Below are 13,248 nucleotides of genomic sequence, written 5' to 3' on the forward strand. Positions count from 1 at the left end.
TTAATCTAGTTTTCTAAAGGCTACACAGGCATTATGACCACCAAAACCAAATGTATTGCTCATTGCAACCTTAATCTCTCTTTTTTGAGCTTTGTTTAACGTTAAATTTAACTCTGGGTTGATGTTTTCATCAACGTTACTGTGATTAATTGTTGGGGGAACAACACCGTGCTCCATAGCTAACAATGAAGCAATAGCTTCAACTGCACCAGCAGCACCTAACAAATGTCCTGTCATAGACTTTGTTGAATTGATATTAATGTTTTTAGCATGATCTCCAAAAACTTCAGAGATTGCTTTTAACTCTGCAACATCTCCTAAAGGGGTAGAAGTACCGTGAGTGTTGATATGATCTACGTCTTCTGGTTTTATTCCAGCATTTTCAAGACAGTTCTTCATTACAGCAATAACACCTATTCCATCAGGATGTGGTGCTGTCATGTGGTAAGCATCCGAAGATAAGCCTCCACCTATAACTTCAGCATAAATTTTAGCTCCACGAGCTTTGGCATGTTCGTATTCTTCTAAGATAATAGCTCCTGCTCCTTCACCTAATACAAATCCGTCACGCTCAGCATCAAATGGTCTTGAAGCTGTTTCTGGACTCTCATTTCTGGTAGATAAAGCATGCATAGCATTAAAACCTCCCATACCAGCAATTGTAACTGCAGCTTCACTACCACCTGTTACAACTACATCACAATGACCAAGTCTGATGTAATTTAATGCATCAATCATTGCGTTTGCAGATGATGCACAAGCAGATACCGTAGTATAATTAGGTCCCATGAATCCATTTTTAATAGAAATGTTTCCTGGTGCAATATCTGCAATCATCTTTGGAATAAAGAATGGGTTAAATCGAGGTGAGCCGTCACCTTCAGCATAGTTTAACATTTCATTTTGAAATGTTTCTAAACCTCCAATACCAGCACCCCAAATAACACCAACTCTTAATTTGTTTACTTCGTCTAAGTTTAACTTCGCATCAGCAATTGCTTCATCAGAGGCAACCATTGCATACTGTGTAAACCTATCCATTTTTCGAGCTTCTTTTCTATTAATAAATTCAGTCGCGTCGAAGTTTTTAAGTTCACATGCGAAACGAGTTTTGAACTTGGCAGCATCAAAATACGTTATAGGTGCTGCTCCGCTAACTCCGTTAACTAAGCTATTCCAATACTCTTCTTTATTGTTTCCTATTGGCGTTAATGCGCCAAGTCCAGTTACTACAACTCGTTTTAATTGCATATAATCTTATTTTTTTGCGTCTTCAATATAGCTAATCGCTTGACCTACAGTACCAATGTTTTCTGCTTGATCGTCTGGAATTTGAATATCAAATTCTTTTTCGAATTCCATGATTAACTCAACTGTATCTAAAGAATCTGCTCCTAAATCGTTAGTGAAGCTTGCTTCGTTAGTTACTTCGTTATCGTCTACTCCTAATTTGTCTACGATAATTGCTTTTACTCTTGATGCAATGTCTGACATAATTTGTTTGTTTTAAAATTTAAAATCGAGGCAAAAATACAAATCTTAGTTATTAATTCTAACTTTTGCTCAAAAATGTGATGTCTAAAATAAAAAAAATACCTGAATATTTTGCTACAAACACCACCATTGTTAATAATTATTCTTTTTTTTGTAGTAACAAAACAACTGATTTTTAACATGAAACGCATCGTAATTTTTGCTTCAGGTTCGGGTTCTAACGCCGAAAACATCATAAAATACTTCAATTCTACTAAAACTGCAATTGTTACTCATGTGCTCTCTAACAACGAACATGCCAAAGTTTTTGATCGTTGCGAAAGACTTGGAATAGACGCATCTCTCTTTGATAAAGAAAGTTTTATAAAGGACGATACTGTATTAAATTTTTTACATGTAGAAACTGATTTTATTATACTAGCAGGGTTTTTATGGCGTATTCCTGCTAAAATTGTTGAAGCTTTTCCTAATAAAATTATTAATATTCACCCTGCATTATTGCCAAAATATGGTGGAAAAGGCATGTACGGAATGAATGTGCACAAGGCTGTAAAGGAGAACAATGAGCATGAAACGGGTATCACCATTCATTATGTGAATGAAAATTATGATGAAGGAGCCATTATTTTCCAAGCAAAAACTGCTGTTTCTTCTGAAGACACACCCGAAACTATTGCTCAAAAAGTTCATGAATTAGAATATGAACATTTTCCAAAGGTGATTGAAGAAGTAATTTTACAAAATGAGTAAAAAGAAAAAATACTATGTTGTTTGGAAAGGTAAAAAAACAGGTGTTTTTTTATCTTGGGATGCCTGTAAAAAGCAAATTGATGGTTTTACAGGTGCACAATACAAAGCATTTGCCGACAAAAAAGAAGCAGAAATCGCTTTGAGTAAAAGCTATAACGAGTACAAAGGGAAAGACACAAAAAAACCTACCTTATCAGCTACAGAAAAAGCTAAATATGGCTCTCCTATACTTGAAAGCATCTCAGTTGACGCCGCTTGTGCTGGTAACCCTGGGTTAATGGAATACAGAGGTGTTTTAACACATGGTAAAAAGGAAATTTTTAGAATGGGACCATTTAAGAATGGTACTAATAATATTGGTGAATTCTTAGCTCTTGTACATGGAATTGCTTTATTGAAAAGTAAAAAAATGGACACTTACCCTATTTATTCGGATTCAAAGATAGCCATGAGTTGGGTTAAAAAGAAGCAATGTAGAACCAACATTACATTTGACAGCTCTAATAAAGAGATCTTAGACTTAATTAAACGTGCTGAAACCTGGTTACAACAAAACTCATTTAAAAACCCATTATTAAAGTGGGAAACTAAAGCTTGGGGCGAAATCCCTGCTGATTTTGGCAGAAAATAAAAAAACCGAGTATTTAAAATACTCGGTTTAATTCTCTTATTCTGCAAAATATTAACTTATTTCACTGCCATTTTGGTCTCTTCCTTCCAAGTTTGTACGCTTGCTATGGCATTATCTTTAAAATCGATTTCTTTCAATCCATCTTCTTTCCACATAAACCATTTACCTACTTTTTTTCCTGCTTCATAATGACCAATAGCCACTTTGTTACCTTTTGTATCAAAAGACGTCCAAGTACCTTCTAACTTTTTATCTTTGAAAAAACCTTGTTCTTTAATAGCACCATTTTCGTAAAAATACGTGACTTTTACTAACTCTCCTGTTACTTCATATTTTGGCTCTACTTCTTGAGCTTGTAACAATCCTACCGACAACATACATACTGCTAATACTAATTTTTTCATAATCTAAATCTTTTAAAGTTAACACCTGATAACACAAATATACAAAAAATTTACATATTTAAAACATTTACGTAACATTAAATTAACATTGAAGATTTTTTAAAATCTATTTATCTTTATAAAAAAGTTTAAAAATCTTATATTTACATGTATTAATCTTTAAAAAAATTATTATGGCAGTAATGAAAGTTATTGAAATTTTAGCTAATTCTGAGAAAAGTTGGGAAGATGCCACAAGAAAAGCTATTAAACAAGCTTCAAAATCAGTAAAGGGTATTAAATCTGCCTTTGTACAATCACAAAGTGTCGTTGTCAATAATGATGAGGTAACTGAATTTAGAGTAAACCTTAAAGTAACCTTTGAAGTAAACTAACCTTAATATAAACTAACTACTTACTATGTGCGGTTTTGATAATTATCTAAGCCGCATATTTTATCTTTAAATTATTATGAACACTACACAATACATCCTTTTAGGCTTTGTAGCTTTTATTCATTTATATATTCTTATACTAGAAATGTTATTATGGTCTAAACCTAAAGGAATAAAAACTTTTGGTTTAAAATCTAAATCTTTTGCTGAAGAAACTAAGGTTATGGCTGCCAACCAAGGTTTATATAACGGTTTTCTTGCGGCTGGTTTAATTTGGTCTATTATATCACAAAAAATTGATGTTGGTATATTTTTCATGGCTTGTGTTTTTATTGCTGGACTTTATGGTTCTTATTCTACAAAAAAACCTCGTATTTTTGTCATTCAGTCTATACCTGCTTTATTAGGATTAATCAGTTTAATGCTATAAAACCTAGCCACTACTAACTAAAATCATTCATTAACAACTAAAATTTACCATAACTAATGGAAAAGTATTTAGAAAAATTTCAAGAACTGATAGTTACATATGCTCCAAAAGCTATTGTTGCTATTATTATTTACATTGTAGGTTCTTACATTATCAACTTAATTCTTAGAGCAGCTAAAAAAGTAATGTCTAAAAGAGATGTAGATATTACGTTACAAAAGTTCTTAGTAAACCTTTTAAACTGGTCTTTAAAAATTCTTTTAATTATTACAGTAATAGCAAAACTGGGTGTTGAAACTACTTCTTTTGCTGCTATTTTAGCCTCAGCTGGTTTAGCTGTTGGCTTAGCCTTACAGGGCTCATTAGGTAATTTTGCTGGTGGTGTTTTAATTATGCTTTTTAAACCTTTTAAAGTAGGTGATTTAATTGAAGCCCAAGGAGAGATCGGTGTTGTAAAGGAGATTGAAATCTTTACTACCAAGCTTACAGGATTATCTAATAAAGAAATAATTATTCCTAATGGTTCTTTATCTAATGGAAATATTGTTAATTATTCTTCGGAAGGAACTCGTAGAGTGGATTTAACTTTTGGTGTTTCTTACGATGCTGACATTAAGCAAACTAAAGAAATATTAATGAATGTTATTACTTCACACCCTAAGGTATTAAAAGACCCAGCACCTACAGTAAATGTATCTGAATTAGCTGACAGCTCAGTAAATTTTGCCGTAAGACCTTGGTCTAAAACAGAAGATTATTGGGCTGTATACTTTGATATAACTGAAAACACTAAAATTGCCTTAGATAAAGCTGGAATTGAAATTCCTTACCCTCACTCTGTGGAAATTCATAAAGAGGGTTAACGCTTTTTTTCGGGTGTAACCACAAAATCTTTTAAATAAAAAGGTTCAAAATAAGCGACATCTTCGATGTCGTTTTTTTTGTACTTATCATAACTTAATTGTGCCATTTCTTTTGCTGAAGGGTGTTTACCATCAATAAAAACAGCATTTTCATGTGTAATAACTTCTTTACACTTCTCTGCTCCATCTCCTAAAAAATATACTTTTCCTTTTGAAAGATATTCTTGAAAAGAATTTTCATCAATAATTTCGGCTTTGATTTCTCTTAATTGATTATAATTACTATCGTAAACAGCGGCATAAACCTCCATACGACGAGCATCTAACATAGGCACAATTACACCTTCCTTAATAGTAGTTTTATGCGCTAGAGAATGTAAGGTTTCAATAGAAATTAAAGGTTTATCAAACGCAAAGCATAATCCTTTAGCTGCAGAGACTCCGATACGCAAACCTGTATAAGAACCTGGTCCTTTACTAACTGCTACAGCATCAATATCATTAAAAGACATTTTAGCTTCCTGTACCACTTGTTGAATAAATGGATGTAGTTTTTCAGCATGAGAGTAATTACCATCATTCAACTCTTGTAAAATAATGTTTACTCCATCTTTCGCTATACTAACCGAGCAGTTTTTTGTCGCTGTTTCTATGTTTAAGATTGTTGCCAAACTGAAATTATTTTTTGACAAAGATACATTTTTATAAAGTCGAGTAAAACATCATTACATGTCTTATAAAGAAAAACCCCGTTAGCATGAATCTAACAAGGCTCTTCCAACAATAAATATATCTTTCTTAGTTAGTCAACGATTGACTCTCCGTAGTAAAACTTCAATACTTTCGTTTTAAACACATAATCGTATTTAGCTCTAATCATTGCTCCTTCTGCATTCACTAAACGGTTACGTACTTGGTCAAAGTCAAACTGAGTCATTGATCCATAGTCATAGCTAACTTGAGCATTTTTAAAGGCTTCCTTTTGTGCCTCTAATGATACTTGTGCTGCTTCATACGTTTTGGCAGCTGCTTTGGCATCTAAAAAAGCACTTTCAATTTCTTGTTGCAACTGCAACTTTTGATTTTCAAGAGCTAATTCTGATACCTCTTTATCAATAGTAGATTTAGCTACTCTGTTTTTTGTTTGGAAACGATTAAATATTGGAATATTTAACGAAACCCCTACTCCGTAACTTAAATTATTATCTAATTGCTTAAAAAAGCCATAAGACTCATATATAGGTAATTGTGTCACTGGATCAACTCCAATAACCCTTCTATCAGGCTCTCCAAATACTGTAAAATAAGAAGTACCTGCATTTGCTGAATAGGTTAAGGTTGGCAAATAAGCTCCTTTAGCTAATTCTATTCCTAAATCTGCGTTTTCAAGATTTAATTCTGCTCTTTCAATATCTGGCCATTGTGTTAATGCTTTTTCGTATACAACACTAGAATTATCATACAATAAAGCCGCTGATGGTGACCCCACTTCAATATCAGCAATAGCAAAATCTTCTGAAGAAATTTGTAACAACTGACTTAATCTAAGTAAAGCAATACTTAATGTGTTTTCTTGTATTACTACATTTTGAACATCATTAGCAGCTGTAGACTCTACATTCAATAAATCTCCTTTAGGTATTGCTCCTCCTTCATATTGAGCTTTTGCTCTTTCTATTTGTTTTTTACTTATTTCTGCTTGAACTTTAGCTACTGCAAGGTTTTCTTTTGCAAACAGTACATTTAAGTATTCATTTACTACGTTTAAAGAAATATCATTTTCTATTTTTGCTAAGTCTAACTCACTCCCTTTAACATTAAGTAAAGCTTGCTTTTTAGAATTTAAGTTTCTAAAACCATTAAAAATAGTACCTTGAGTTCCTAAAGCAAAGTTTGTTGAATACCTATCTTGACTGGTATTAACTCCGCTAACCCCTGAAGACAATCCAAAAGACCCTCTATGAGAATTACTAAATCCTAAATCAGGCAAGAAATTTCCTTTAGCGATCTCAACGTCTTTTTCTGCTAAATCTACACTTAACCGATTTTGTTTAATCGTTATATTATTTTTTAGAGCGTAGTCTACACACTCTTTTAAGGTCCATTGTTTTTGAGAAAAAACAGCTAAAGAAGTAAATATAGCTGTGAATAATGCAATTTTAGTTTTCAAAAGACAAATATTTTTTTGTTTAAATTATTAACTAGTTGATATTTCAAAAAAAGAAATATATCATTTTATTGTTAATTAGAAAAACCTTTAAACTGTTTATAATCAACAACAAAAAGCAATTAATTATTTTTAACTGCCTCTATATGACGATTAAAAATATAATTTGTTACAAAAAATATTGCTAAATTAAAATTAGGCTTTGCCTTTCTTTTTATGACGGTAAATAAAATAAAAAAGTACTCCTACTAATAAATAAGGAAACACCATTAAATAAGTAATTCCGTTATTTACTCCTTCTGCAACGGTTTCATTACCTCCTTCAACAACTGCTTTACACATAGCGCACTGTGCAGACATGTTCAAAGAAAAGAAAAACAACAGAGCTAATACGATAAGTTTTTTATACATAATAAGGTGATATCATTAAATACACTACTACTCCGGTCACTGCAACATACAACCATAATGGAAATGTAATTTTTGCTATTTTTTTATGTTCTGGAAAGTTTCCTAAACGAGCTCTCATAAATGTAATTAAAACAAAAGGTATAATTACTATTGATAATAAAATGTGAGTTATTAAAATGAAGAAATACACGTATTTAACCATCCCTTCTCCTCCAAATTTTGTAGAGTCAGAGGTCATATGATAAGCCACATACATTACTAAAAATAGTGCAGAACAAATTATTGCTGTTGTATTTAACTGCTCGTGTAATTTTCTTTTACCATTTTTAATAGCTACAACAGATGCAACTAGTAATACTGCTGTAAAACCATTAATACTGGCATAAATAGGTGGTAAAAACGACAACGGTTCTACATTAGGTATTTTAATGCCAAATAAAGCTGCTACCGCAATAGGAATTACAATAGATACTATCGTAATAAGCTTTTTATATTTTTTTTCTTCTGTGCTACTCATGCTATTCTTTTAATAATAACTTAATATCTTCTTTTAACTCTGTTATCTGATCACCAAAACCATGTTCATCTAAAGCTCTGTAATACATTATAGGATTTCCATTTTCATCATATCGTGACCTGATATATCCATCTTTATCTACCAAGGCAAACAATCCTGAGTGTTCAAATCCGCCATGACTAACTTCTCCTTTACCTGCATATAGCTTAAATCCATCATTAGACAAATTATACACTACATCGTCTGACTTTCCTGTTAATAAATGCCAATTCTTATGGTTAATTCCATTGCTCTTAGCATATTCTTTTAGTAGATGTGGAGTATCTATATCTGGAGTAATTGAAAACGAAGCTATTCCGAAGTTAGGGTTCCCCATAAATTCATTTTGAATTTCTACCATTTTCTGATTCATTAAAGGACAAATGGTAGGACATGTAGCGAAGAAAAACTCAACCACATAAACTTTACCTTCATAATCTTTATTGGTAATAGTTTTCTCATCTTGATTGATAAACTCAAAATCAGGCACTTTATTAAACTTGTGTAAGTTCGCTGTTTGAAAGTGCGCTATAATTTTTGGTATAGCATAAATTCCAAAAAGTAAAATGACTAATGAAATACCTACGTATGAATAATTCTGTTTTTTCATGACTTAAACCTGGTTAAATTTGCCTATCTGCATTGTTCTTTTTTAATGCTAAACGATATTCTGCCAATACAACTTTAACATCGTCTTTCATCTTATTATTAAGCTCTGCTACCGATGTCATATTGTATCCAAACAACTTTCCATCAGCACTATCTTCATCATCTGTTCTTCCTCTTAAATTTCCTTCTTTGTCTATAATAAAAGCTTTAGATGAATGTAGTTTATTATCTAGCGATTGGTTCGTTTTAAAACTATCATACAACACATTTATTTCAGTATCATCAGCATAAACAAACTTCCAACTAATCATATTTGTATAAGCACCTATTTCTTTTTCAAGTTTTTCAACATCCTCTTTAACTTCAGGAGAAGCTATTACAATTAGTTGAAAATCTTTAAATCCATAAAATGGCTTGTATATTTTCTCATTAAGATTAAATAACTCTCCTTTAACTTCCGTTACATTCTTTCCTAAAAAAGTAACTATTGATATTTTTCTATCAAATTGATGTTGTTTACTTACGGAGGATATATCTATCACATTTTCTGTAAGCACGGGTAATTTTGCAAAATTATTGATTCCTAGTGACAGAAAAATATAAAACAATAGAGGCACTATAAAAAGTGCAAACAGTACTATGTATCTTTTTGTTTTATTCATTTTACTAAATCTTATATACAAAAAGAGGCGGTTAACACCACCTCTTTTCTCATTTTATTTTGATTACCACTTTACTAATGGTGCTAATGTATCGTGTAAGTAATCACCTTCTATTAGAATTAGTGTTACTAAATAACATATTAAGAAAACACCTGTCCAAACAATAGCTCTTCTTAACCATGGTTTTTCTCCTTCTAAGTGCATAAATGCCCAAGCAATATAATAAGCCTTTGCTATTGTTAAAATAATAAATATCCAGTTAAGCAAATGAGTTCCTAAAAAGTCATTGAAAACTAAGAAATCTGGTCTAACTATACCTAAGGCAACTTCTACAGTTGTTAACACTGTTAAAATTGCTAAAACAATCCAAATTCTTTTTGTATTTGATTCGTGTGCGTGTGCCATCTCTTCTTTTTTTAAAAATTTATACTAAGTAGAAGAAGGTAAATACGAATACCCAAACTAAATCTACAAAGTGCCAATATAAACCTACTTTTTCAACCATTTCGTAGCTTCCTCTACGCTCGTATGTACCTAACACTACGTTAAAGAAAATGATAATGTTGATTACAATTCCTGAGAATACGTGGAATCCGTGGAAACCAGTAATAAAGAAGAAGAAATCAGCAAAAATAGGGTTACCGTATTCGTTCTCAATTAAATTAGCTCCTTCAACAACTCTAGTTGCTGTAGCTAACTTTGCGATACTTTCCTCTCTAGATAAAATAATTTTTTTCTTAGTATCAGGATTGATTTTTTCGATTCTAACTAATAAAGAAGGATCTGCTTTAAAAGCCTCTTGAATTTGAGCTACTGAATATTGAGAGATTGTAGCTTCCTTTTCAAACCATAATCCATTTTCTCTTTGATGTTGAACTCTTCCATCCTTTCTATCACTATGAACAAAATCAGCCAAAGCTATTTGATGTCCGTCTTTTACAAATTGTAAAATGTGATTATCGGCAGTTTTAACAGCTCCGTAAGAACCATTAATAAAGTTTTTCCATTCCCAAGCCTGAGAACCAACGAAAATAATACCAAAAATGATGGTAGCAAACATGTACCAAGCTACTTTTTTCTTTTGCATTTTATGACCTGCATCTACCGCTAACACCATTGTTACCGATGATACAATTAAAATAAACGTCATTAATGCAACATAATACATCGGCGCATGAACACCATGTAAACCAGGAAAGTGTGTAAATACCTCATCAGCGATAGGCCAAGAGTCAATAAACTTAAAACGTGTTAAACCATACGCTGCTAAAAAGCCCGAAAAAGTTAATGCATCAGATACGATGAAAAACCACATCATCATTTTCCCATAACTAGCGCCAAATGGTTTTACACCACCTCCGCCCCAGGTCTCTTTGTTGTCAGAATTTACAGCAATATTTGCTCCCATAAATCTCTTTTTGTTAATTTTTGTTTAATCAGTGCGCCAAAATTACGCATTTTTCATCATCTAATAAAATAGAAAAAGAAAAATAGGTAAATCCACAATACATCTACAAAATGCCAGAAGATTGCACCTAGTTCAAATCCAAGCATATTGCTTGATGAATACTTCTTTTTAAAATGATTATAAATAACAACTAATAACACTAAAACCCCTGCTAACAGGTGTAAAACGTGCATAAATGTTATTCCTATTATAAACGATGTTGAAACTGTACTTTCAGGCCCGGTAAAATACAAACCTGTATTTTTTAATTCATTAAATCCTACCCATTGATACCAAACAAAGCCTAAACCTAGTATTAATGTACCCAACAATAAGATGAAAGAACCTTTAATATTATCCTTTTTTAGTAAGCTTTGAGAGAAAAACAACGTGATACTACTTAGTACAATTAACACGGTACTAATGTAAAATGCCTGAGGCAAATCGAATGTAACCCAATCTTCACGATTCATACTTACTACATAAGCACTAGTTAATCCTGCAAAAAACATAACCATGCTCACCATGGAAATCCATAGCATTGGTTTAGCTGATTTACGTTTAGCTACTTTTAATTCTTCTTGTAACGATTGTTCACTCATTAGTGTATAAATTTATCTACCACATATATAATGGGTACTATTGTAATATAAAAAACACTTGCCAGCATCAATTTACGCGCATCTGTGTTTTTTTCTGTTTTATATAATTGTATTGCATAATACAACATTAACAATCCTAATAACAGGATAATTACTGCTGTTAACGGATATATATATAAATCTCCTGTTACTTTTAACACAGGTGCAGTTGACATTAAAATCATTATGCAGGTATAAAAAATAATTTGCACCACAGCGCCTTTGTCTTTTTTATCCATTGGTAACATGTGTAAGCCTGCCTTGTTGTATTCTTCAAACTGTAACCAACCAATAGCCCAAAAATGAGGGAATTGCCAAAAAAACTGAATCATAAATAAAAATCCAGCTTCAATACCAAATTTACCCGTTGCTGCTACCCACCCTAACATAAAAGGTATAGCCCCTGGTATTGCTCCAACAAATACTGCTAAAGGTGTTACTGCTTTCAACGGTGTGTAAGCACTTGTATATAAAAAGATAGAAATCGCTCCAAATAAAGCACATTTCGGGTCAATTATATATAAAATTGTAATACCTGCTATTGTAAAAAGAGTTGCTATAGTTAATGCTACGGTTGTAGACATTCTTCCTGATGGTAACGGACGATTTTTTGTACGCTGCATTACCGCGTCAATATCCTTTTCTATTACCTGATTAAAAGCATTAGACGCCCCTACCATTAAGTAGCCTCCTAAAGCTAATAATACTATAGTAGTATAATCAATTGTTTCTGCTCCTAATAAATACCCTGTAACTGATGTAAAAACTACACTTATAGATAATCCAACTTTAGTTAATTGTTTAAAATCTTTAACTATTGATTTTACAGAGGGTTTAGTATGTACAGATGAAACAGAATTCACTTCTAATTTTAAAAAATTTCTGCAAAGATATTCCATTCTTATTGAACCACCATAAATTTTTATTGGAATTAAAATTGAAAAAAAATAAAAAGTGCTTTGTAATTAAAAAAAAGGTTTTATATTTGCACCCGCATTCGCAGTAATGCACGTTCATTAAAATAATAAATGACTACGCGAAAGTAGCTCAGGGGTAGAGCATCACCTTGCCAAGGTGAGGGTCGCGGGTTCAAATCCCGTCTTTCGCTCAAGCCTTTTTTAAAAGAGTATGCTGAAGTGGTGGAATTGGTAGACACGTTGGACTTAAAATCCAATGAGCCGTAATGCTCGTGCGGGTTCAAGTCCCGCCTTCAGTACCAAGAAACCTCACTTGTATGAGTGAGGTTTCATTTTAAAAGTAGTCATTAACAAAGCACATACGCTGAAGTGGTGGAATTGGTAGACACGTTGGACTTAAAATCCAATGGGCCGTAATGCCCGTGCGGGTTCAAGTCCCGCCTTCAGTACAAAAGCCTTAACAAATTTGTTAAGGCTTTTTTTGTACCTATACTTTTTATAATATTGCTTGTAAAGTATTAATAAACGTCTCGTCTAACCCCCAAAATAAAATACATGTCTAAAACATATTACGACCCTGCCGACTTACGTAAGTTTGGTAAAATAACAGATTGGAGTGAAGAATTAGGAAATAAGTTTTTCGAATACTACGGCAAGGTCTTTGAAGAAGGCGCCTTAACAGCACGAGAAAAAAGCTTAATCGCTTTAGCTGTCGCGCATACTGAGCAATGTCCTTATTGTATTGATGCGTATACAAAAGACGGATTACAACGCGGAATCACTAAAGAAGAAATGATGGAAGCTATTCACGTTGGAGCTGCTATTAAAAGTGGTGCTACATTAGTACACGGAGTTCAAATGATGAACAAAGTGAACAAACTAGAAATGTAAG

The 13,248-nt window shown here is 32.5% G+C and carries 19 protein-coding genes and 3 tRNA genes; 9 read left to right on the plus strand and 13 right to left on the minus strand.

Features of this window, described 5'->3' with window-relative positions; all coding sequences use genetic code 11:
- Both fabF and N534_RS0104985 read right to left on the minus strand, forming a co-directional pair.
- A complete protein-coding gene (gene fabF / locus N534_RS0104980; protein ID WP_028891430.1) occupies nt 1-1,251 on the minus strand; it encodes a beta-ketoacyl-ACP synthase II in 1,251 nt (416 codons plus the stop codon).
- A gap of 6 nt (nt 1,252-1,257) precedes the next feature.
- Nucleotides 1,258-1,494, minus strand: coding sequence for an acyl carrier protein (locus N534_RS0104985; RefSeq protein WP_028891431.1), 237 nt, complete (start codon nt 1,492-1,494; stop codon nt 1,258-1,260).
- 180 nt (nt 1,495-1,674) lie between these two features.
- Between N534_RS0104985 and N534_RS0104990 the strand changes: the two genes are divergently transcribed.
- Nucleotides 1,675-2,244, plus strand: coding sequence for a phosphoribosylglycinamide formyltransferase (locus tag N534_RS0104990; protein ID WP_028891432.1), 570 nt, complete (start codon nt 1,675-1,677; stop codon nt 2,242-2,244).
- On the plus strand, nt 2,237-2,875 hold the full coding sequence (locus N534_RS0104995) for a viroplasmin family protein (protein WP_028891433.1): 639 nt from the start codon (nt 2,237-2,239) through the stop codon (nt 2,873-2,875). Before N534_RS0104990 ends, N534_RS0104995 begins: the two co-directional genes overlap by 8 nt.
- A gap of 56 nt (nt 2,876-2,931) precedes the next feature.
- On the opposite strand, the gene N534_RS0105000 is transcribed toward N534_RS0104995, so the two are convergent.
- A complete protein-coding gene (locus N534_RS0105000; RefSeq protein WP_028891434.1) occupies nt 2,932-3,279 on the minus strand; it encodes a toxin-antitoxin system YwqK family antitoxin in 348 nt (115 codons plus the stop codon).
- Nucleotides 3,280-3,452: 173 nt separating this feature from the next.
- Here N534_RS0105000 and N534_RS0105005 point away from each other — a divergent pair, with 173 nt between their 5' ends.
- The 3 genes from N534_RS0105005 (at nt 3,453) to N534_RS0105015 (ending at nt 4,946) form a co-directional block, all read left to right on the plus strand.
- Nucleotides 3,453-3,653, plus strand: a complete 201-nt coding sequence (locus tag N534_RS0105005) for a dodecin family protein (protein ID WP_028891435.1) — start codon at nt 3,453-3,455, stop codon at nt 3,651-3,653.
- Nucleotides 3,654-3,729: 76 nt separating this feature from the next.
- Nucleotides 3,730-4,083 (plus strand): DUF1304 domain-containing protein, encoded by a 354-nt coding sequence (locus N534_RS0105010; RefSeq protein ID WP_028891436.1) that lies wholly within the window; start codon nt 3,730-3,732, stop codon nt 4,081-4,083.
- A 56-nt stretch (nt 4,084-4,139) separates the two neighbouring features.
- On the plus strand, nt 4,140-4,946 hold the full coding sequence (locus N534_RS0105015; RefSeq protein WP_028891437.1) for a mechanosensitive ion channel family protein: 807 nt from the start codon (nt 4,140-4,142) through the stop codon (nt 4,944-4,946).
- On the opposite strand, the gene tsaB is transcribed toward N534_RS0105015, so the two are convergent.
- The 10 genes from tsaB to cyoE all read right to left on the minus strand — a co-directional run bounded on the left by tsaB (nt 4,943) and on the right by cyoE (nt 12,338).
- Nucleotides 4,943-5,617, minus strand: a complete 675-nt coding sequence (gene tsaB, locus N534_RS0105020) for a tRNA (adenosine(37)-N6)-threonylcarbamoyltransferase complex dimerization subunit type 1 TsaB (protein ID WP_028891438.1) — start codon at nt 5,615-5,617, stop codon at nt 4,943-4,945. The two genes, N534_RS0105015 and tsaB, sit on opposite strands and share 4 nt — an antisense overlap.
- A 131-nt stretch (nt 5,618-5,748) precedes the next feature.
- Nucleotides 5,749-7,116, minus strand: coding sequence for a TolC family protein (locus tag N534_RS0105025; RefSeq protein WP_028891439.1), 1,368 nt, complete (start codon nt 7,114-7,116; stop codon nt 5,749-5,751).
- Nucleotides 7,117-7,308: 192 nt separating this feature from the next.
- Entirely contained in the window at nt 7,309-7,473 is a 165-nt protein-coding gene (locus N534_RS0105030) for a hypothetical protein (RefSeq protein WP_369791956.1), read from the minus strand.
- Between the two features lie 43 nt (nt 7,474-7,516).
- The gene (locus N534_RS0105035; RefSeq protein ID WP_028891441.1) at nt 7,517-8,041 is read right to left on the minus strand and encodes a DUF420 domain-containing protein; all 525 of its coding nucleotides are present in this window, start codon (nt 8,039-8,041) and stop codon (nt 7,517-7,519) included.
- A gap of 1 nt (nt 8,042) precedes the next feature.
- Complete coding sequence (locus N534_RS0105040; protein WP_028891442.1) at nt 8,043-8,690, minus strand: SCO family protein; 648 nt, start codon at nt 8,688-8,690, stop codon at nt 8,043-8,045.
- Between the two features lie 13 nt (nt 8,691-8,703).
- Nucleotides 8,704-9,351, minus strand: coding sequence for a hypothetical protein (locus N534_RS0105045; RefSeq protein WP_038005538.1), 648 nt, complete (start codon nt 9,349-9,351; stop codon nt 8,704-8,706).
- A 63-nt stretch (nt 9,352-9,414) separates the two neighbouring features.
- Nucleotides 9,415-9,756 (minus strand): cytochrome C oxidase subunit IV family protein, encoded by a 342-nt coding sequence (locus N534_RS0105050; protein ID WP_028891444.1) that lies wholly within the window; start codon nt 9,754-9,756, stop codon nt 9,415-9,417.
- A gap of 19 nt (nt 9,757-9,775) precedes the next feature.
- Nucleotides 9,776-10,759, minus strand: coding sequence for a cytochrome c oxidase subunit 3 (locus tag N534_RS0105055; protein WP_028891445.1), 984 nt, complete (start codon nt 10,757-10,759; stop codon nt 9,776-9,778).
- Between the two features lie 56 nt (nt 10,760-10,815).
- On the minus strand, nt 10,816-11,400 hold the full coding sequence (locus N534_RS0105060; protein ID WP_028891446.1) for a cytochrome c oxidase subunit 3: 585 nt from the start codon (nt 11,398-11,400) through the stop codon (nt 10,816-10,818).
- Nucleotides 11,400-12,338, minus strand: coding sequence for a heme o synthase (gene cyoE, locus N534_RS0105065; RefSeq protein ID WP_081728285.1), 939 nt, complete (start codon nt 12,336-12,338; stop codon nt 11,400-11,402). Before cyoE ends, N534_RS0105060 begins: the two co-directional genes overlap by 1 nt.
- Nucleotides 12,339-12,475: 137 nt before the next feature.
- Between cyoE and N534_RS0105070 the strand changes: the two genes are divergently transcribed.
- The 4 genes from N534_RS0105070 to N534_RS0105085 all read left to right on the plus strand — a co-directional run bounded on the left by N534_RS0105070 (nt 12,476) and on the right by N534_RS0105085 (nt 13,247).
- A tRNA-Gly gene (locus tag N534_RS0105070) sits at nt 12,476-12,547 on the plus strand.
- A gap of 22 nt (nt 12,548-12,569) precedes the next feature.
- Nucleotides 12,570-12,658 (plus strand) — tRNA-Leu (locus N534_RS0105075).
- 61 nt (nt 12,659-12,719) lie between these two features.
- Nucleotides 12,720-12,805, plus strand: a tRNA-Leu gene (locus tag N534_RS0105080).
- 106 nt (nt 12,806-12,911) lie between these two features.
- Nucleotides 12,912-13,247, plus strand: coding sequence for an arsenosugar biosynthesis-associated peroxidase-like protein (locus N534_RS0105085; protein WP_028891448.1), 336 nt, complete (start codon nt 12,912-12,914; stop codon nt 13,245-13,247).
- The last annotated feature ends 1 nt before the right edge of the window (nt 13,248 follow it).

The sequence above is a fragment of the Tenacibaculum sp. 47A_GOM-205m genome, assembly GCF_000518405.1.
In the GTDB taxonomy this organism is placed as follows: Bacteria; Bacteroidota; Bacteroidia; order Flavobacteriales; family Flavobacteriaceae; genus Polaribacter; species Polaribacter lutimaris.